The sequence below is a fragment of the uncultured Tenacibaculum sp. genome (assembly GCF_947502995.1).
Classification (GTDB): Bacteria; Bacteroidota; Bacteroidia; order Flavobacteriales; family Flavobacteriaceae; genus Polaribacter.
The window spans coordinates 56,796-78,252 of record NZ_CANNBW010000015.1 but is presented as its reverse complement, the minus strand read 5'-3'; the positions used below and the strand labels follow the sequence as shown (position 1 = coordinate 78,252).

General features: G+C 30.7%; 18 protein-coding genes. 8 read left to right on the top strand and 10 right to left on the bottom strand.

Translation table 11 applies throughout. The annotated features are described in order from the left end of the window. Positions 1 to 65: 65 nt before the first annotated feature. From Q1A46_RS13565 to Q1A46_RS13555, 3 genes are all read left to right on the top strand, one after another. A complete protein-coding gene (locus Q1A46_RS13565) occupies positions 66 to 4,547 on the top strand; it encodes a T9SS type A sorting domain-containing protein (protein ID WP_299679628.1) in 4,482 nt (1,493 codons plus the stop codon). 11 nt (positions 4,548 to 4,558) lie between these two features. After that, positions 4,559 to 4,723 carry a hypothetical protein gene (locus tag Q1A46_RS13560; RefSeq protein WP_299679625.1) on the top strand — a complete coding sequence of 55 codons (165 nt, stop codon included), beginning with the start codon at positions 4,559 to 4,561 and terminating at the stop codon, positions 4,721 to 4,723. Between the two features lie 140 nt (positions 4,724 to 4,863). Then, complete coding sequence (locus Q1A46_RS13555; protein ID WP_299679622.1) at positions 4,864 to 6,111, top strand: T9SS type A sorting domain-containing protein; 1,248 nt, start codon at positions 4,864 to 4,866, stop codon at positions 6,109 to 6,111. A 31-nt stretch (positions 6,112 to 6,142) separates the two neighbouring features. Here the strand turns inward: Q1A46_RS13555 and Q1A46_RS13550 are convergent, their stop codons facing one another. After that, a complete protein-coding gene (locus Q1A46_RS13550; protein WP_299679619.1) occupies positions 6,143 to 6,784 on the bottom strand; it encodes a protein-L-isoaspartate(D-aspartate) O-methyltransferase in 642 nt (213 codons plus the stop codon). 117 nt (positions 6,785 to 6,901) lie between these two features. Here Q1A46_RS13550 and Q1A46_RS13545 point away from each other — a divergent pair, with 117 nt between their 5' ends. Further along, entirely contained in the window at positions 6,902 to 7,867 is a 966-nt protein-coding gene (locus tag Q1A46_RS13545; protein ID WP_299679616.1) for a Gfo/Idh/MocA family protein, read from the top strand. 32 nt (positions 7,868 to 7,899) lie between these two features. Beyond that, positions 7,900 to 8,787, top strand: a complete 888-nt coding sequence (locus Q1A46_RS13540; RefSeq protein ID WP_299679613.1) for a 3-hydroxybutyryl-CoA dehydrogenase — start codon at positions 7,900 to 7,902, stop codon at positions 8,785 to 8,787. A 461-nt stretch (positions 8,788 to 9,248) separates the two neighbouring features. On the opposite strand, the gene Q1A46_RS13535 is transcribed toward Q1A46_RS13540, so the two are convergent. From Q1A46_RS13535 to Q1A46_RS13515, 5 genes are all read right to left on the bottom strand, one after another. Beyond that, positions 9,249 to 11,840 carry a T9SS type A sorting domain-containing protein gene (locus tag Q1A46_RS13535; RefSeq protein ID WP_299679610.1) on the bottom strand — a complete coding sequence of 864 codons (2,592 nt, stop codon included), beginning with the start codon at positions 11,838 to 11,840 and terminating at the stop codon, positions 9,249 to 9,251. Positions 11,841 to 12,035: 195 nt separating this feature from the next. After that, a complete protein-coding gene (locus tag Q1A46_RS13530; protein WP_299679607.1) occupies positions 12,036 to 13,157 on the bottom strand; it encodes an efflux RND transporter periplasmic adaptor subunit in 1,122 nt (373 codons plus the stop codon). A gap of 30 nt (positions 13,158 to 13,187) precedes the next feature. Next, complete coding sequence (locus Q1A46_RS13525) at positions 13,188 to 14,429, bottom strand: ABC transporter permease (RefSeq protein WP_299679794.1); 1,242 nt, start codon at positions 14,427 to 14,429, stop codon at positions 13,188 to 13,190. 5 nt (positions 14,430 to 14,434) lie between these two features. Then, a complete protein-coding gene (locus Q1A46_RS13520) occupies positions 14,435 to 15,664 on the bottom strand; it encodes an ABC transporter permease (RefSeq protein ID WP_299679604.1) in 1,230 nt (409 codons plus the stop codon). Position 15,665: 1 nt separating this feature from the next. Continuing rightward, complete coding sequence (locus Q1A46_RS13515; RefSeq protein ID WP_299679601.1) at positions 15,666 to 16,367, bottom strand: ABC transporter ATP-binding protein; 702 nt, start codon at positions 16,365 to 16,367, stop codon at positions 15,666 to 15,668. Positions 16,368 to 16,505: 138 nt separating this feature from the next. On the opposite strand from Q1A46_RS13515, the gene Q1A46_RS13510 reads away from it, so the two are divergent. From Q1A46_RS13510 to Q1A46_RS13500, 3 genes are read left to right on the top strand one after another with little or no spacing between them, the layout of a single operon-like run. Then, positions 16,506 to 16,922 carry a thiol-disulfide oxidoreductase DCC family protein gene (locus tag Q1A46_RS13510; RefSeq protein WP_299679598.1) on the top strand — a complete coding sequence of 139 codons (417 nt, stop codon included), beginning with the start codon at positions 16,506 to 16,508 and terminating at the stop codon, positions 16,920 to 16,922. Further along, positions 16,923 to 17,573 carry an HAD family phosphatase gene (locus Q1A46_RS13505; protein ID WP_299679595.1) on the top strand — a complete coding sequence of 217 codons (651 nt, stop codon included), beginning with the start codon at positions 16,923 to 16,925 and terminating at the stop codon, positions 17,571 to 17,573. Continuing rightward, positions 17,573 to 18,265, top strand: coding sequence for an SMI1/KNR4 family protein (locus Q1A46_RS13500; RefSeq protein WP_299679592.1), 693 nt, complete (start codon positions 17,573 to 17,575; stop codon positions 18,263 to 18,265). Before Q1A46_RS13505 ends, Q1A46_RS13500 begins: the two co-directional genes overlap by 1 nt. 4 nt (positions 18,266 to 18,269) lie before the next feature. Here Q1A46_RS13500 and Q1A46_RS13495 read toward each other — a convergent pair whose 3' ends face one another. From Q1A46_RS13495 to Q1A46_RS13480, 4 genes are read right to left on the bottom strand one after another with little or no spacing between them, the layout of a single operon-like run. Then, a complete protein-coding gene (locus tag Q1A46_RS13495; protein WP_306420523.1) occupies positions 18,270 to 19,424 on the bottom strand; it encodes a flavohemoglobin expression-modulating QEGLA motif protein in 1,155 nt (384 codons plus the stop codon). 29 nt (positions 19,425 to 19,453) lie between these two features. Further along, positions 19,454 to 20,284, bottom strand: coding sequence for an N-formylglutamate amidohydrolase (locus Q1A46_RS13490; protein WP_299679586.1), 831 nt, complete (start codon positions 20,282 to 20,284; stop codon positions 19,454 to 19,456). Further along, entirely contained in the window at positions 20,285 to 20,623 is a 339-nt protein-coding gene (locus Q1A46_RS13485; protein WP_299679583.1) for a hypothetical protein, read from the bottom strand. After that, positions 20,613 to 21,452 (bottom strand): sulfurtransferase, encoded by an 840-nt coding sequence (locus tag Q1A46_RS13480; RefSeq protein ID WP_299679580.1) that lies wholly within the window; start codon positions 21,450 to 21,452, stop codon positions 20,613 to 20,615. Before Q1A46_RS13480 ends, Q1A46_RS13485 begins: the two co-directional genes overlap by 11 nt. Positions 21,453 to 21,457 lie beyond the last annotated feature (5 nt).

Here is a 21,457-nt window from a genome sequence, read left to right as displayed (position 1 = left end):
TTAAAACGATCTTTTTTCTTTAGATTTGTATTGAACATATATAATACCCTTAAAAACATTTTATTATGAGAAAAAAATTACTTTTTCTTTTTTTCAGTATGCTCATTTTAAATTATGTGCATGCACAAACTTTAGCTGCTGGTGATATTGCTTTCATTGGAGTTAATGAAGATGTAGGTCCTGGATCTGGTAAAGATCATAGTTTTACTTTTATTGCTTTAAAAAGCATACCTGCTGGAGAATCCATATATTTTAGTGAAGAAGGATGGAATGATGATTTAACTGATACACCACAAGGATTTTGGAATGGTTCTGAAGGACATTTTGAATGGACCTCACCTGTTGGTGGAACTCCTTGTGGAACAGTAGTACATATTTATGAATCTGGTGCAGATGTATTCACTTCTACATCAGGAACTGTATCTGGAATATTAGCAGGAACAGGCTGGAATCTTTTTGCTGGTGATCAAGTAATAGCTTACCAATCAACTACAGGTGCAAGACCAGCTAACACTGTTCCTACTTTTATTACAGCTATCCACTTAAACGATAATCGAGAAAATGGTGGTAACCATAATGCTACTACTGGATGGAGCCTTATCTCTTCTGGAGGTAGTACATCTCATGTTCCTCCTGGGTTAACAAATGGTGTTAACTGCATGGCAATACACGCTCCAACTCCTCTGTCAGATAACGAGGTAGATAATATTAAATATCAAGGATCTCTTACTGGTAATGCTTCAGATTTACTTGCAATGATTTATGACTTAAATAATAAAAACACAAACTGGTATCGTCATAATTCCACTCCTGCAGATATTACACCTGCTGGTTTTTCTCCAAATGTTACATGTGCTGCTCCTTGTAATGAGCCTGATGTACCAACTGTAAGTGCACAAACTGTAAGTTGCCCAAGTGACGATGTTTCTCTAACAATAACTGGTAGTTTAAATGATGCTACAGAATGGATAGTTTACACTGGTTCTTGCGGAGGAACCGAAAAAACTAGAGGTAGTAGCAGTACAATTAACATCGGTAAAGTAACAAGTACTACAACTTTTTATATTAGAGGAGAAGGAGGTTGTGTTACTCCAGGTAGCTGTGCTTCTATTACAGTTAATCCTGCTGTTGATAATGTTAAACCTACAATAGCTAGTATTAGCAATCAAACACTTAATGCAGACGCAAGTTGTGAAGCTTCTCTAGCTAATTATACTAGTTTAGCTGTAGTTTCAGATAATTGTGATACTTCTCCAACTGTAACCCAATCTCCAGTAGCTGGTACTACGATTACTGGATTTACTACAGTCACTATTACAGTGACAGACAGTTCTGGTAATAATAACAGTACTAGTTTTGATGTAAGTTTAACTGATACAACTGCTCCTTCAATAGCTAGTATTAGTGATCAAGATCTTAGTGCAAATGCAAGCTGTAATGTTTCTCTACCTGATTATACTGGTTTAGCTGTAGTTTCAGACAATTGTGATGCTTCTCCTAGTATAACACAATCACCAGTAGCTGGAACGACTATTACAAATACAACTACTGTTACTCTAACAGTAACAGACGCTTCTGGTAATAACAACAATACTAGTTTTGATGTAAGTTTAACTGATACAACTGCTCCTTCAATAGCGAGCATTAGTAATCAATCAATTAGTGTATCATCCGTATGTCAAGCTTCATTACCAGACTATACTGGTTTAGCTGTAGTTTCAGACAATTGTGATGCTTCTCCTAGTATAACACAATCACCAGTAGCTGGAACTACTATTACAGCTACAACTACAGTTACTCTAACCGTAACAGACGCTTCTGGTAACAATAACAATACAAGCTTTGATGCTGCTTTGGATTGTAAAATAAAAGCTTATGTGGATATTAATGCAACAGGTAATAATGATGGAACATCTTGGACAGATGCTTATACAAATCTACAAGAAGCAATAGATGAAGTAGTATCTAACGGTGAAATTTGGGTAGCGGCAGGTACGTATTTACCTACAGAATCTCCTGATGGTGTTTCAACTGATCCTAGAGATTATGCATTCCATTTTAATAAAGATATAAAGTTATATGGTGGTTTTGCAGGTAACGAAAATGCTTTAAGTGATAGAGCTGATACAGGAAATACAACTATATTAAGTGGAGATTTAGGTACTCTTAACGATAATAGTGACAATGCATACCATGTATTAATTGGAGCAACACCTGATCCATCTTCATCTAGTTCTAATGCTAGTATTATAGATAGATTTACAGTGTCTAATGGATTGGCTAATGGTACCGGAGACATCACATATTCTAACACAAAATATAATAGAAATAATGGAGCTGGAATAAGTTTATTTGATAGTAGTGCTACAATTTCAAATCTTATTATTGAAAATAATATTGGTGATCTTGGAGGTGGACTCTATATGAGAGCACCTAGCTCTGCTAATCTTACAAATATTATCTTTAAAAATAATACAGCTAACTTTGGAGGAGGAGCATATATCACTACATCTTCTCCAACATTTCAAAATGTTATTTTTGCGAATAACACAGGAGTAGTTCAAGGAGCAGGAATTGAAGGTTTTTTTAATAGTTTTCCAATTATTAATAACGCAGTATTTGTAAATAATTCATCAGATACAAATGGGGGAGCTATGCACTTTAACAATAATAGTTATCCAACTGTTTATAACTCTACTTTTTACAACAATACTACAGGTTTAACAAATGGAGGTGCAGCTATACATATTACTAATGGAGGAAATCCTCTTATAGTAAATAGTGTGTTTTATAATAATTTAGCAAATGGTAGCACAAATAATTATTTTAACGACAGTTCTTCTGAAACAGGATTTAACAATGCAAGTGATGATAGTACAGTTGTTGGTGCTTCTGTATCTTTAACTGCTAATCCTTTCTTAAGCACAAATGATTTAGATGGAGCAGATAATGTTTTTGGTACTTTTGATGATGGATTAAGACCAAGTTCAGGTAGCGCTATCATAAATACTGGATTAAATGGTATAAATTCAATAGCAAATGATATTACTGGTAAAGCTAGAGTTATTAATGCTACGATTGACATAGGTGCCTATGAAGCTAATCCTTCTGTTTGGACAGGAACAACAAATAACGATTGGAATACCGCAAGTAATTGGTCGACAAACGCTGTTCCAACTACAAGTTCAGATGTATCTATTCCTGCTGGTATTACAAATTACCCTACAATACCTTCAGCTGTTTCCGTAACTTCTATAGATATTGTTTCTGGTGCTTCTTTAATTGCAAACGCTGGAGTAACAGGAGATGTAATCTATCATAGAAATATTCCTAATACCGATTGGCATCTAGTTGCTTCACCTGTAAGTGGCGAAACTATAGAAGATATCATAACAAATCATCCTTTAGCTACAGGAACAGTAAATACAGCTAATTTAGGTTTTGCTCCTTACACTACAACTTCAGCTACTTGGAATTATCAAAATGCCTCATCTACAGGAACTTTAAATAATGGTCAAGGATATTCTGTGAAGCTAACTTCTGCTTCAGATTTAACCTTTAAAGGTAGTGCTAATACAAGTTCTATAAATTTTGCGGTTACTAATGGAGCTAAATCTTTTAATTTAATAGGTAATCCTTTTACAGCTTATGTAAATTCTGCTACCTTAACTGCTAGTAATTCAAGCATACTTTCAGAACAGACTGTATGGTTATGGAATGGTACTGATTATGTAACACACAATAGTGCAAATCCTATTGAAATTGCACCAGGACAAGGTTTCTTTATTGAAGCAAGCGCTTCAAGTAACTTTAGTTTTAATCAAGCTAATCAAAGCCATCAAGGAACAGATACTTTTCAAAGAACTGCTCCAAAATTAACTTTTGATTTGTTAGTAAAAGATCAAAATACAGAAAGAAAAACCAAAATATTCTTTATTGATGGTAAAACTACTGGCTTTGATAATGGATATGACTCAAAAATGTTTACTGGTGTACAACAAGACTTTGCTATCTACACAGAATTAGTTACAGATAATACAGGAAAAAAATTAGCTATCCAAACATTACCTAATGATAACTTAGACACAACGATAATTCCTGTTGGTATTATAGGTAAAGCTAATCAAGAATTAACTTTTTCTATTCAGAATATTAATTTACCAGAAGGAATAGAAATATATTTAGAAGATAAAATATCTAATCAATTCATTAATTTATCTATTGAAGATTATAAAACTACATTAGAAAATGATAATAATTCTGTTGGACAATTTTACATTCATGTTAAAGCGAAAAGTTTAAGTAACGATGATTTTAAAGATACTCCAATCAGCATTTACAAATCTTCTAATAATCAAATATCAATTACTGGTTTAAATACTAATGCCGAAATACATTTATATTCTTTGCTAGGAAAGGAAATCATTTCACAGAAATTAACTCCAAGTATAATAAATACAATTACTATTCCTGAATTATCAACTGGAGTTTATATCGTAAAAGTTATATCTGAAACTAAAGAAATAACTAAAAAAATCACTTTCTAATCTTAGTAATTATGAGTAAAAAAAATACAGACAATAATATATCTCGTAAAGAGGCTTTAAAAAAAATAGGAAATTACGGTAAATACACTGCTCTAACAGCATTAGGAACTTACTTAATATTAAATCCTAAAAAAGCACAAGCTGCTTCTCCTGAACCACCTGGAAGTGGTTTCTAAAAACAGTAAAAAATCCGCTTTCTTTAGCGGATTTTTTTGTTTCTAACACTTTTATATACTTTTTAAAAAACTAATCAATAGGATTTTAAACTATATTTCACTAGTTTTAACTGTACTTCAACGTAAAGCCAAATAGAAATATGAAATCAAAAATTACTTTAGTAATAGTTTTAATATTCATCTCACTATTTCAACCATACAAAATTAATTCTCAAGTTAACGATGTTCAAGTTTTTGGTTTTATACACAGTTTAGTTCATCATGCTTCTCAGAGGGAAACTCCAATTCCTGAAACTGCAACTTTTTACTGGGTTAATGATATTGTACAAAGTACTTCTGATACATTTGCTGCATCAGGTACATTTGGCCAATTGACAGATCATGTTGATCGTAATCTTCCTCCTAATCCTGGGATTGGCTATGATGGTGTTCCAGGCACATGGGATCCAGATACTGGAGGCACATTTACAACCTCAACTACAAATACCATCTTAATCACTGCTGCTAATTTTATACAATATGTTTCACCTACACAACCAGATCCTGCTGATCCTATAGCTGGACGATCTGTAGTAAATAAAACTGAAACACTTTTTGATTGGTTGAATAATGAAAAACCTAATTTGCGTTTTTATATTTATGGAAATTGGCCTGAGATGGATTTAATGAATAGCTATCCACCTACTTTACCAACTCAAAATGAAATTGACGAATTCCATAATATTACAATGGGAACTTCTGGAAGTTTTGATTCTTGGTGGACCGATTATCAAGATGCAATTGTTACTTCTAGACCTAGTTATAACGCTCGTTTAATTCCTGTAGGTAGAATTATTAGCCAGATATTAACTTCTGTAATTCCAAATCAAATTCCGTTTAATGAATTATACGAAGATTCAGATCCACATGGTAGAGCTAATATCTATTTTTTAGCAGGAATGATAACTTATATAGCGATGTATGAAAAAGAAATTCCAACTAGTTATATGCCGTCTTCAATTATCAGTTCAGCTATAAGAAATAACTTAACTCAAATTCGAAATTTTATTACTCAAGAACTCAATAACTTTAACTTTTCAAATGGAGATAGTAGAGTATTTTATAATCGACCTGTGTTAAGTACAGAAGAAAATCAAATTACAGAAAACCATATCTCTATAACACCAAATCCTGTTAAGAACACTTTTCAAATTGAAAGTCAGACTAACAATACATTTGATGTCTCTATCTACAATATAAACGGGCAAGTATTGAAAAACATTTCGAATTACAATACAACAGAAAGTAATTTTATTAATATCAATAATCTTTCAAGTGGTATTTATTTTTTGAGATTAAAAGATCAAACAAATAATTCTACGATAACACGAAAAATTATAAAAAGGTAGTTTATAGAGTCAACACCTCAAATACTTATAACTAATTCTTTTTCTTTAGCATCGGTACAAACTTGAAATCACCAAGTTCGTGCTTTTCGAATTCTTTAAGAGATTTACGAATTAATAAAGTCATAATTTGAGTTCCTTCACCAACAGGAATTAACAACTTTCCTCCTACTTTTAATTGTCCTAGTAAAGGCTTAGGAATAAAAGGCGCTCCAGCTGTAACTATAATTTTATCAAACGGTGCTTGTTCAGGTAAACCTTTGTAACCATCTCCAAAAATGAAACGTTTCGGTTTATAACCTATTTTAGGCAAAAACAAAGATGTTCTCTTAAATAATTCATGTTGCCTTTCTATGGTATAAACTTCTGCTCGTAATTCTAATAACACAGCTGTTTGATAACCAGAACCTGTACCAATTTCTAATACTTTTTCACCTTCTTTAATCTCTAATACTTGTGATTGAAATGCAACTGTATACGGATGAGAAATAGTTTGGTTGGCTGCTATTGGAAAAGCCTTATCTTGATAGGCGTGATCTTCGAAACTACTATCGATAAATAGGTGGCGTGGAATTTTTCTAACAGCATTTAATACTTTTTCATCTACTATTCCTTTTTTGTTTAACACAGTAGCTAATTGGTTTCTAAGTCCTTGATGTTTGGTAGTATCTCTCACAACATGTAAATTTTCAGCAGGCTAAAAGTAGCAATAAATACCAAAAAAAGTCTATAAAAGTGTATCTTTGTTAACACTGATTTGTAAATCAGTTCAATAAAAATAAATCTGAAATTTATGCTAAAAGCTGGAGTTTTAGGTGCAGGTCATTTAGGAAAAATTCACCTACGCCTTTTACAAGAATCTGATAAATACGAACTCGTTGGATTTTACGATCCTAACAAAGAAAACGCAGATAAAGTAGTTACTGAATACGGCTACAAATATTTTGATACTGTAGAAAGCTTAATCGATGCAGTTGATGTTGTCGATATTGTAACTCCTACGCTTTCTCATTTCGATTGTGCAAAACAAGCGATTAAAAAAGGGAAACACATTTTTATTGAAAAGCCTATTACAAATACCATACAAGAAGCAGAAGCAATTCGAACTTTAGCTAGTCAGAATCATGTACGCGGACAAGTAGGACATGTAGAACGTTTTAATCCTGCTTTTACAGCAGTAAAAGACATTATCGAAAGTCCTATGTTTATTGAAACTCATCGATTAGCCGAATTTAATCCTAGGGGAACAGATGTTCCTGTAGTATTAGACTTAATGATTCATGACATTGATATTATTCTTTCTGTAGTAAAATCTAAAGTAAAAAATGTTTCCGCAAGCGGTGTTTCTGTTATTTCTGAAACTCCAGATATCGCAAACGCTAGAATAGAATTTGAAAATGGTTGTGTTGCCAATTTAACTTCAAGTAGAATTTCAATGAAAAACATGAGAAAAACGCGCTTTTTTCAAAAAGATGCTTACATCTCTGTTGACTTTTTAGAAAAGAAATCTGAAGTAGTTAAAATGAAAGATGCTCCTGAAACACCAGATGATTTTGCTATGATTTTGCAAAATGCTGAAGGAATAAAAAAACAAATCTATTTTGAAAATCCAAAGATAGAACCAAACAATGCGATTTTAGATGAGTTGAATTCGTTTGCAGACGCAATTCACAACAAAACTACTCCGATTGTTTCCTTAACTCAAGGAACAGAAGCTTTACGAGTGGCACATCAAATTATCGATTGTTTTTCTAAATAATAATCCAAAACAACACTAAAATTAAATCTTACATGAAAAATATTGCAGTAATTGGTGCAGGTACTATGGGAAATGGAATTGCCCACACATTTGCTCAATTTGGTTACAATGTTCAATTAATAGACATATCTCAAGCAGCTTTAGATAAAGGTTTAGCTACGATTTCTAAAAACTTAGATCGTATGGTAGCTAAAGAAAAAATATCTGCTCAAGATAAAGAAGATACTTTAAGCAACATTACTACTCATACATCTATTAAAGAAGGTGTACAATCGGTTGGTTTAGTTGTTGAAGCTGCTACTGAAAATATCGATTTAAAATTAAAAATTTTTAAAGATTTAGACGAGGTTTGTGGTGAAGATACTATTCTTGCAACAAACACCTCTTCTATCTCTATTACACAAATCGCTGCTGCTACAAACAGACCAGAAAAAGTAATAGGAATGCATTTTATGAATCCTGTTCCTATTATGAAGTTAGTAGAAATTATTAGAGGATATAATACTTCAGATGAGGTAAACAATACTATAGTTGAACTTACTGAAAAGATAAAGAAAGTTCCTGTAGAAGTAAATGATTATCCAGGTTTTGTAGCTAATAGAATTTTAATGCCAATGATTAATGAATCTATTGAAACTTTATACAATGGAGTTGCTGGTGTTAAAGAAATAGATACTGTAATGAAATTAGGTATGGCGCATCCAATGGGACCATTACAATTAGCTGATTTTATTGGTTTAGATGTATGTTTATCTATTTTAAACGTAATGTATGATGGATTTAAAAATCCAAAATACGCACCATGTCCATTATTAGTAAATATGGTAACTGCAGGTAAATTAGGAGTAAAATCTGGAGAAGGTTTTTACGATTATAGCGAAAGTAGAAAAGCTGAAAACGTTGCTAAAATGTTTCAATAAAATTTTAGTAAATCTTTTATAAACAAAAAGGAACTCTGGTCTTAGAGTTCCTTTTTTTATTGGGGAATTACATGTTCTTTAGATGTAATAAGGGGAAAACATTTGAATGTAATTGGGGATTACACGAACATTTATAGTCTATTATTTATTAAAAGGGTATTTGTTTTTATTTACATAAACTGGAATCTTTTGAACATTCATTTTTGATGGATTCTCAGTTGTGAATAATTTTATTATTAATTCATTTAACATTTGAAAAACTTTCATGATCTTGACTTTTTTAGGGATTGTTACTTACTTCTTACATTGGCTAAATTACGAAAGCTTTTAGCTTGCTAAATTGATTTTTAGACTTCTAGTAGCTATTTTATCGATAAACGGTATCATTTACTCGTTAAACCAAATTAAGATCGTTTTAATTGTTAATATAGACGTAACTCCCTAACTTATCCTTACATGAGTTATTTAAAAATTAGTTTCCCTTTCATTTCACGTTCCTTTGAACTTATTCTGTAGAAATAAATACCAGACGATAATTGATTTCTATTATAGTTTAAGTTATTCACTCCAATCTTAGCTGTAATCTTTTCTTTATGAACTCGTTTACCTAATACGTTAAAAACCTCAAAGCTAAAATCGTTAGTATTAGTAGAATTAAACGTAAATGTTGTATTAGTTACCACTGGATTTGGACTTACGGTTACACTTTCTATTAATGACTCATCTTTAATTGAGGCTGTAGATTGTTTAGAGAATTTAATATTACCTATTTCTAAATTTTTATCTACCATAGTTCCATCGTCTGCTACAAGTGTAATAAATAACATTTTCACATCATTTAAATTGATATCTCCGCTTAAATTAGACATAATATCTCCTTTAAATAAGGTATAACTTTTTAAATCTTCAGTTAAGTTGACTGTAATAAAAGGTTGGTCTTCAAAATTAGCTATACTTTCTTTAACCAATAAGATTTTCATTTCACCTACTCCTTTAGCATCAAATGAGATCTGGTCATACTCTGATAAGTCTACACCATCGAACTTTGGAGTTAAAGACCTATATACCGAGATATCTTGATTAGCAGTTGCTGTAAAATTGATATTTCTTTCAACCTTATACACTCCTTCTTCATCTGTTTCATTATTTGCTACAACATTGAATGTATTCACAAAATTTTGAGAGCTATCATCTACTCCCCAAGTACCATCTGAAAGGAATAAATCATCTGGTGTTAAATCATACTGGTTACGAAGTCTGAATCCAAAGTCATAAATATTTCCAATATCTAAGGTTACGTTATTAATATAACCTGTTAAATCAACATTAAAAGTTACAGGTTCACTAGTTGCTGTTTCTGTTGCCCTTTTATTACCTTCAATTATAATTGTAGACGGTCTTAGATTATTAATAATCTCTAAATCTATTTTACCACCTCTTCTGTATGCTGCTTTTTTAATAAACACAGGTGGAGCATCTGAACTTCTATATTCACTAATTGGCTTCTGAACTTCTAATAATCGTAAAACCTCAACAGACATATTGTATAAATCATCTATAGAACTCGCCCAAACTTGAAAGTTATAATATCCTTTTTCTTCATACTCATCTAAATTCCAGTGAGATTCTACTATAAATGAAGTATTATCAGATGATTCTCTAACAGAGAAACTTGCAACAAATTCAATAGATCCATTAGGCTGTTTTACTCTTGATTTTATAAATAATTCTTCATTTATATCCATATTAGATACTGATAATAATTCAGCACCAGTAAATCGATCACAAATATGTTTTGTGTGTTCATAAACCTTGTTTTCTGTTTTAAGAATTAATAACGTTCCAAATGCTTCGTTATTTCTCATGTAATCAACCGATACTAAATCAGTAGCATTAGTAATATCCACTAAATCGTTTGGAGAACTTTCTACAGCTGTAGTACCAGATATAACATCCATTGGTACAAAATCCCAAAGCGATATATTTTGATTATTAGATCTTCTTGCATAAAAGCTATTTTTTTCTATTTTCCTAGCTTTTGTAGCATCGAATTTGTAATTAGCTTTTATTCTATTGACATTTCTTCTATTGATTTGAGTTGACAAACGATTATTACTTTCTAAGCCTCCGCTATTACCTGTAGAAGTTGGGGTGATAGTAGGACAAGCTGCCACTCCTGAACATGAAGGGTCATCACAATCTACCAAACCATCTCCATCATCATCGATTCCATTAGTACAATCTTCTTGCGGTACTGGTGCTGTAGGACATCTTGCTCCATCATTTTGAGAACTTGATGGTCCAAATGCAAAAATATTAGACGTCATATCTAAACTACTTGTCACATTTTGCACAGCGTATACAACATAAACAGTACCTGTTTGGTTAGCTGAAATATAGAAATTACCATCAACATCGAAATACACAGCTCCGTAAGTGTAATTTAAACCCGATAGAATAGGAACTTCTCCTAACACTGTAACATTACCATTAGAAGAATCTATTTTATACAAAATATTAGAATTTTTTTCTACCGTATATAACATATCGTCAACAGCATTGAATGCCCAATCGTGATTTCCTATGCTTTGAGATAATGTTCCTGTTCCTGTTTTAGTTAAATAAGTTGCTGATGCAGGATCTAAATCGATAGTATAAAAAGAGTTTCCTCCTGATTTTAAATAATAAATACCATCTTGGTTTACATCTCCAACATAACTGTAAGATGCACCTGCAACAGTATAAACTGTAGTTTCATAATCATTTCCAACTCTAATAATTGTATTTCCATCTGTAGATTTGAGAGAACCCCAGATGTAACCGTCCTTCTCATTGTAACCAACACCATTTATCACAAAAGGTGAAAGGTTTATTCCATCTAATATTGCATTACCAGAAGCTAAATTCTGAGCGTATACATCATTACTTTGAAATAAATATGCCTCTGTAACACAGTTGAATGGTTCATTAGTTTGAGATATTAGTTCTTGAAAAGAGAAACTAATTAAAATAATAAGTATGAAATTCTTAATCTTTGCGTAATAATTCTTCATGGTAAGATTCAATAATTGGGGGTTTAACAATAATGTTTACAGCAATTTACGATTAAAACACTCAAATCTCTCAGGAAAAATACCGTTTCGTAAGTTTTTAACGGTTAATGGTACAAATGATTAGATCAACATCATTAAAATGAAAAAGGAGCTGTTAAACAGCTCCTTTTTGTTATTTATTAATAATTAGATTCGTTAATTATCTTTTTCTTCATCTTTTTTATCTTTAGATGCTTTGTTCCATATTTTAATTTCATCTGTTGTTGTAACTCCAGATTTAACTTCAATATTTACTCCATCAGAAATACCTAATTCTAATTCCTTTTTCTCAAACTTACCATCTTCCTTTTTTATTTCAACATAAGGTTTCTCAGTTTTCTTATCGAAACGTAATAAAGCTTCTTTAATCGCTAAAACATCATCTTTCTTTTCTAAAACAATATCTGCATTAGCAGAATACCCTGCTCTAATGAAATTACTATCATCTAAGGTTACATCTGCTTTAATTTTAAACTGTACAGCACCTGCTTCTTCTGTTCCTTTAGGCGCTATAAAATTTAATTCAGCAGGAAACTTCTTATCTTCAATAGCCCCTAAAGATACTTGTAATTTAGTTCCTCTTACTAATTTACCTACTTCAGATTCGTCTACTTTACCTTCGAAAATCATTTTATTCATATCAGCAATAGTCGCAATTGTTGTTCCTGCATTGAAACTATTACTTTGTATTACTTGATATCCTTTTTTAACTGGTATTTCTACAATCATTCCCGAAGAAGTAGCTCTGATATTAGTGTTCGCTGCACTTCCTAACCCAGCTGTTGTTCCTCTTTTTACAATATCCATATTAGACTTTGCATTAGATAAACGTTGTTTAGCATTATTAAATGACAACTCAGAATTCTCAAACTCTTGTCTAGAAATTACTCCTTTTTCAAAAAGACTCCTGTTACGGTCGAATTGAGTTTTAGCGTTTTCATAAGACAATTGTGCATTTTTAATTTCGTTATTCGCTGAATTTAAAGCTTCAACATTTGGCACTACTCTTACTGTTGCAATTAAATCTCCTGCTTTAACAATTTGACCTTCTTCAACTAAAATTCGATCGACAATTCCAGCAATTTGAGGTTTAATCTCTACTTCTTCTAATGGGACTACTTTACCTGTAGCTACTGTTTTTTTGACAATAGTCGTTTTGAAAGGTTTTTCTGTTTCATATTCGACCACATTTTTCTTGTTCTTTTTCGCAAACCAAACTAAAACGGCTGCAAACAAAATTGCTACAATTGCTAATATAATTTTGGCTCTTTTACTCATTGTATTTATTTATAAAGTCTGATTATTATTTTATTCTTCTCTTAATGCTTCTATAGGTTTTATTAAAGTTGCCATGTAAGCTGGTATTAACCCTATTGATGTTCCTAATACTATTAAAATCCCGAAAGCTATTAGTATGATAGGAATATTAACTGTCGGATTTAATAATGCCGCATCTGGACCTGTAGCAAATGCTTTATCTATCCCATAAAGTACGAGACCTCCAAAAATGATTCCTAACATTCCTGCAACTACAGTTAAAAAAATTGATTCTAGTATTACTTGTAATCTTATTTCTATTGGAGTTGCTCCTAACGCTCTTCGTATTCCTATTTCTTTGGTTCTTTCTTTAACCGTGATCAATAAGATATTTCCAATTGCAAAAACTCCTGCTATTAATGTTGCTATTCCTACAAACCAAGTTAAAAATTGCATTCCAGTAAGGAAACCTGTAAATTTTCCTATTTCTTTCCCTAAGTTGATCCCGCCTAATGCTTTATTATCTTCAGGATCTACCGTATGTAGGTTTTTTAAAGCTAATTGAATATCTAATTCAAACTGTTCAATATCTATACCTTCTTCAGCAGTAATCATCATCCAATCTATTCTATTTCCTCTATTATAAATTTGCTGAAAAGTAGTAAATGGTATGTAAGCTGTGTCACCATCAAAATCAATTGCTCCAGATTTATAAACTCCAACTACTTTATAGTTTACATTATTAATAATGATATATTGATTGATTGGATCTTCATTTTTTTCAAATAACTGTTTATAAATATTTTCTTCTATTACAGTCACTTTAGTTTTATTATCAATATCATTCTGATTTAGAAATCTTCCGTAAATCAAATTTTTCTTCTGTACCTTATCTAGTACTGGATAATCTCCACTAACTTGAAAATCTCCAGACTTAAAACCATTTACCATTAAATTCATGGTTTGACATCTTGGCACAATATATTTTAAACGTCCTTTAAACTCTTCTTGTAATACTTCAACATCTTTTGTCTTTAATTGTATTCTTCGACCTTTTTGAAATCCTTTAAATGGTTTTTCAGTTCTTTGTGTCCAAACTACTAGGCTATTTGTCGCAAAATCACCAAATAAGTTTTTAAAATTATTTTCCATTCCTCTAGCAGCTCCTAAAAGAACAACTAACAAGAATATTCCCCAAAGCACTCCAATAATCGTAATCACTGTACGAGTTTTGTTTTTACGAATTCCTCCGTAAATCTCTTGCCAAGTATCTGAATCAAATAAAAATTTAATCATAATTAATCTGCTCTTAGTGCTACAATTGGTTTGATTTGTGCGGCTCTTTTCGCTGGTAAATATCCTGCAAGTAAACCTGCTAATATTAAAATAATTGTAGCTCCTACAACTATTCCTGTACTTACGCTAGGGTTATAGATAAAATACTTCTCTAATCCGTCTCCTATTTGATCAAGTATGAAAGTTCCAAGTAAAAGCCCAAAATATCCTGCTAAACCGGTTATTAAAAGTGATTCTTTCACCACCATTGCTATTATTGAAACAGGTTTAGCTCCCAATGCTTTTCTTATTCCAAATTCTTTTGTTCTTTCTTTAATAGAAAAAATCATAATATTACTAATTCCAATAATTCCTGCTATTAATGTTCCTGAACCTACAAAAATCACAATAAAGAATAATGCTGTTGTTAACTGACCTACACCTTTATTCGCTTCTGCCATATTTCTAATAAACAAAGCACTTTGATCATCAGGATGTATATCTAATCGTTGTTTTAAATCTCTCTCTAATCCATTACCAAATGATAAAGCTTTATCAATTGTAAGTCTCGGATTATATCCAATTAAAATATTATCGATAAAATCATTGTTTCCATATAATTTTTGAGCTGTAGTAATTGGCATATATATATTACGTTCTTCTCGATCTCCACCTTCATCGGAAAAAACCCCAACTATTTTATATGATATATTATTTACATTAACATACTTACCTAAAGCTACTCGTTCTCCAAAAAGATCTTTCTTAACCAAGCGCCCTATAACAATTACTTTATTGTTTTGATTTAGATCTAATTGATTTATAAATCTTCCTTCATCAATAATCGTTTTTTCTAAATATCTATGATCTGGATGAACAGCTCTAATGTTATAATTATCTTGATTATTTTTATAAACAACCTGAGCACTTAAGTATTTTCTTGCTGATATGTATTGAATCTTATCAGAATAATTATCTACGATATAATCTAAATCTTTATTTCTAAGCTTTATTCTTCTACCAGATTGTAATCCTTTATACGGTTTAGTAGTTTTCCAAACTCTTACAAACATTGAATTATTTGCATCATCAACAAAAGCTTGAGTAAAAAAATTCTGAAGTCCATTTACAATTCCAAAAAGAAGTGTAAATAATAATATTGCGAATGAAATTGTAAACCCAGAAAGTATGGTTCTAAGTTTATTTTTGTTGATACTTTGAAATATCTCTCGCCAAGAATCTATATCGAACATACTAATAAACTTTTTTCAAATCGTGTTTTTTTGTATACTCGTCACTTATAATTACTCCATCTTTTAATCGAACAATTCTATTGGTTTGTTCTGCTACATCTTCCTCATGAGTAATTACAAAAACTGTCATCCCTTCATCATTAATTCCTTTTAAAAGATCCATAACAGAATCTGTTGTTTTAGAATCTAATGCTCCAGTTGGCTCATCTGCTAAAATTACTTTAGGTTTTGTTACTAGAGCTCTAGCGATTGCTACTCTCTGTTTTTGTCCTCCAGATAATTCATTAGGTAAGTGATTAGCCCAAGGTCCAAGCTCTACCTTTTCTAGGTATTCTTGAGCTATTTTTAATCGTTCTTTTCTTCCCATACCTTTATAGTACAATGGAAGTGCTACATTTTCGACAGCTGTCTTATATGAAATCAAATTAAAGGATTGAAAGACAAATCCAAGAAATTTATTTCTTAAAATAGCAGCCTTTTTTTCATTTAGGTTTTGAATTAGTTGTCCGTTTAAGTAATAATTCCCTATATCGTGATTATCTAACAAACCAACAATATTTAGTAATGTTGATTTTCCAGAACCTGAAGATCCCATAATTGAAACAAATTCACCTTCTTTAATATGTAAATCAAGCCCTTTTAATACATGTAGCGATTCTTTTCCTATTGGATAAGATTTGTGTAGTCCTTCTATTCGAATCATATGGTTAGTTAGTTTTACTTTAAAATAAGTACACAAAAAACCTAATATTGCATACTTACAAACACTAGACGCCGACAATTAAAATTTGTTACAAGAAGTTATCGTAATTTTGTAAAAAAAAGATTAATTCATTTTTTTATGACTGATTTACCAAAGAATAAACAAATTATACTTTTTGATGGAGTTTGTAATTTATGTAATGATTTTGTTTTGAAAGTGATTAGATTTGATAAAAGAAATAACTTTTTATTTACTTCTTTACAATCAGAAACTGGAAAAGAAATACTGAAACATTTAAATATTGATACTTCAAAAATAGATTCAATTATTTTGTTTGAACCTTCTTCTACTTATTACATTAAATCCTCAGCAGCGTTAAAAATTATGAATAGCTTCGGAAGTGTTTGGAAATTAACTTATTTTTTCTGGTTAATTCCAAAACCTTTACGTAATCTTGCCTACGATTTTATAGCCAAAAATCGTTATAGGTGGTTTGGTAAAAAAGAACAGTGTATGATACCAACCCCAGAATTAACATCTAAATTTTTAAATTAAATGGTACAAGATTTAAAATGTGTGATTTTTGACATGGATGGTGTAATAATAGATTCAGAAGAATTACATAAAAAAGCTTATTATCAAGTTTTTGAATCTTTAAACCTTAAGGTTAACGAAGCTTTGTATACATCATTTACAGGCTCGTCAACTTTAAATGCATTTCAAAAATTAGTAGCACATTTTAATTTAAATGAGCAACCAGAGGATTTGGTTTTAAATAAAAGAAAACGATATGTTGACTTTTTTGAAACTGATCCTAATTTAAAATTGATAGATGGTGTTGAAGATTTGATTAAATATTTTTATAGCAAAGGATATGTTTTGGTTTTAGCATCTTCTTCTGCTATGGTAAATATAAATAGAGTATTTAATCGTTTTGATTTACAACAATATTTTAAAGCCAAAATTAGTGGTGCAGACCTAAAAGCTTCTAAACCACATCCTGAAATATTTGAAAAAGCTGTACATTTGGGTGGTTATAATAAGGGGGAATGTATTGTAATCGAAGATTCTGACAATGGTATTAAAGCGGCAAATGATGCTGGTGTATTTGTTGTGGGATATAATAATCCTGTAGTTACAAATCAAACTTTAGAAAATGCCGATATGGTAATCTCTGATTACAAAGAACTAATTGAATTATTTTAATGAAAGCAACGTCATTAAAAGCGTTTTTTATTACGCTTGTATTTATACTATCGTTTGGAGGCTTATCTATATACATATCTAAAAAGTCAAAATCCAACGCTGAAAAGAAAAATGTAGCTGAGAAACTTCAAATGGTAAAAAGGGTTAGAGATCAAATAGATTCGGTAACTTTAGATACCAAGACTGAAGATAATACTATGGAGCAAGTGATTAAATTGCTCGATGACTACGAAAAACATCAAAAAATTGGTAGAAAACTTACCCATTTTGATATCCAAGAAGTCGAACAACGTTTAGATTTAATTTTCCCACAATCTTATGTAACTTTCCTAGAATACTTCGGAAATGGCGGTTCTATTTATAACAATAATATTTTAAGTGTTAAAGAGCCTTTATTTTTATCTGAATATCTTAAAAATACAGACAGAAAAGTAGAAGATGAAGATGGATTTCAAATAAATACAAATTCTGTTTTATGTTTAACTTCTGAAGATTCTAAAAAAGGAATTTGGTGTTGGTTAACAGAAAACGATGCTAACAATTCTGGTGAATGGCCAATAGCATATTTCAATAATAATGAAAAGAAACTCTACTACGGAGTTGATAATTTTAATCAATGGTTAGATTTACTTTTAATTCACAGATCTGAAATTGCAACTGTAATGAGTAACGACTCAACTTCAGTTGAATAATTTTTTACTTTAAATTATCTAAAATAAAATTTATCGTTGTGTTTGAATTATTATTCACAGCATAAGAATCTGTAATAAATTTTGGAGGAACAGCATAACCTTGATCTATTAAATACTTAATATCGTCTGCAAATTCTAATGTTACTTTCCCTGTTAATAATACTCCTAAATCTTTACCTTCTTTATGATAATTGTAGATCTTTTTTAACCCAGTTAAATATAAATAATCTTTGGTAAAACCTCCTCCTCTATAAGCTCTTAAAGTTATATAAAAAGCAGCTTCTCTATTTAAATCATAAGTATTATGAAGTGATCTGAATGTTTTTGAAAAAGAATATCCTTTCGCTAAACCATTTACTGCTAAAACTCTATAGGCTAATTCTTTTAATCGTTTTATGGTTAGATTTCCAGACATATATTCACTAAAAACAGCTAAACCTTCTTGGGTTTCTTCATTATTAGGAAATCCATGAGAAAAGACTTTTAAATCATGTTCCAAACCATTCATTGTAGTTACCATATGAACTCCAATTTCATGATTGGTTAAAATGGCCATTTCATTTTCAGAATAAGTATGATTGCTATTAACAACTAAACTCTTTGTACTATTTAAAACCATTGCTATAGCACTCATAGTTGAAGAATGCTTGATATTAAAATCAAAATCATACTTCTCTCCATAAGTTTTAAAGATTTCTTCAGCTTCCGATGGTGAATATTTTGGTTGAAAAATAGGATTGTTTTCAGCATCATCTTCAAAATGAAGAATGAACTTAGCGTTTTCTACATCTGCCTCAGTAGGAGAACCAAAAGATCGTAAACTGTTGTAGTAAAACTTCTTCCCTTCTCCAATAGTTTCTATACATTGAATTAATCCTGAATAGAAGTAAATAATTTCTTCATACAAATTTCTAATCCTCTCATCTTCTATTGCTTCTAATTCTAAGGCAAAAAACTGACTATGTAATTTAAATTTATCGAAGTCTCTTTCTGGATATTTAAAATCTGGATCTGTTAAATATTTTGAAGCAAAAAACTTTTGTTTTTCCTCTTCTATATTAACAGGATTTACATATCTCAATAATTCAATTTTCTTAACAAGCGTATCAATTTGCTTGTCTATATCCAATAGTTTTTGTGCTTTTACAGAAGTATCCATTATCATTAAAAAAACTCAATACAGCAAAGTTAAGATTTATGTTTTGCATAAAAAGTTTCTGCATGTTCTTTTAACATTACATCTAAATAAACTTTTACAGCTTGTACAACTTCAGGATATATAATTTGATTGAGTTCATCGCAATAAACCTTAGCGACTTCAGTTGCCAAAACCAAAGTATTTTTAAAATTTTGAGTGATATATTTTAAGAAATACCCATTTCCTTGAAAAGTATCATTAATCTTCGAAGTAGATTTTATGCCTTTTGGCAAAGGCATTTTTTCTAAAATTGCTCGCCAACTTTCTATTTCTTGTTTAAAACGAATTTGATCAACATTAGAGGTACCTAAATTCCAAGTTGGCACTTCTCTATCCCAACGTTGCCAATTATAACTATGCATATCATAAACAATACACAATCCAAATTTCTCTTCTATTTTATGTATCAAGGCATGAACAACTTCATAAAATGCCGAATGTTTTTGTAAACTTTTACTTTTTTGTTCAGATGGTAAAGGAGTTTTCCAAAGTTGTTTTCCCCAAGCATCTTCATATATCGCATTGTCTGGAGCTCTATTTAAATCATATTCAAATCGAGAATCTAAACCAGCAATAACAATCGGATGAGATGCTATCATTTGTTTTGTATAAGGATCTTCTTCATACCAACGATCATATTCAGTATGCAAACAATTACTCCATAATTCTTTCCTAAATTGATGTCCATCATGTACTGCTCCACAAACATATGGTACATAATCATCAATTTTTATCGTGAAAGAATACTCATTTGAAACAGCTTCAAAAACCTCTTCAGAAGTAATTTTTTGAATAATTTCTTGAACTGATAATCTCTCCATTTAATTCAAAATCTTTTGTAATGTTTTAAAAATCGACTTCTCAACTTTATCAACAGTTCCGTCTGCAAAAAAGACTTCTTTTATATCTTTTATTAATGCTCTTTTTTCTTCTTGAGAAAATTTATTAATTAGTAAATACTCTTTAATATTTTCTAAAATATCTTCCTCTTTATCAAAAACAATTTGAGTATGTACTTTGTTAAATGTTTTCTCATCTACTTTAGAAAGAATATAGTCTCTTTCTTCTTCTGTTTCTAACATATTACATTGTGCTGCATACAATAACACATATGCTTCAAACTCAGTTTTTGTCCAGTCTATTATCATATTATTTTTCAATTGGTAAGTTTAGGGTACTTCCCCATTCGGTCCAAGAACCATCATAAATTGTGTAATTATCCTGTCCTATTAATTCTAATCCTAAAGCAAGAATACAGGCTGTGATTCCTGTTCCACAAGAAAACATATAAGATTTATCCGTAGGATTTATAGCTTTAAAAACATCCTTCAATTCATTCATAGTTTTCATCTTCCCATTTTCTTTTAATTCTGTATGTGGTAAACTACATGAACCTGGAATATGTCCTCCTCGTAATCCTTCTCGTGGCTCTTTTACTTCTGCATAAAAACGTTCCTTAGATCTAGCATCTGCTAAACAATAATTTTGCTTTTCAATGTTCGATAAAACATCTTTAGTAAATGTTACTTTTTCACTTTGAAATTCAGCTTTAAAGTTTCCTTTATTTAGTTTAGTCACGAATTCTTCTTCCACTGGTAAGTTTTGGTTTTTCCATTCAGGAAGTCCACCATCTAAAACAGCAATATTACTAAAACCAAAAGTTTTGAATAAGAACCAAACTCTAGCTGAAGAATAAATTCCTAAATCATCGTAAACTACAATACAACTATCTTTGTTCACTCCTATTTCTTGAGCTTTTTCTTCAAAATATGATACTTCTGGAAAAGTATTAGGAAATTTACCGTCTTTATCTAAAAACACTCTTTTTAAATCAAAAAAAATTGCATTTGGAATAATTTCCTTTTCAGTATCAGAAACTGTATTTGAAGTTACCTTAGGTATGGTTGCATCAAAAATAATTAAGTTGTTACTGTTTATGTTCTTATGAAGCCATTGAACAGAAACAACAGGCTTTTCAATTTGTAACATTACTA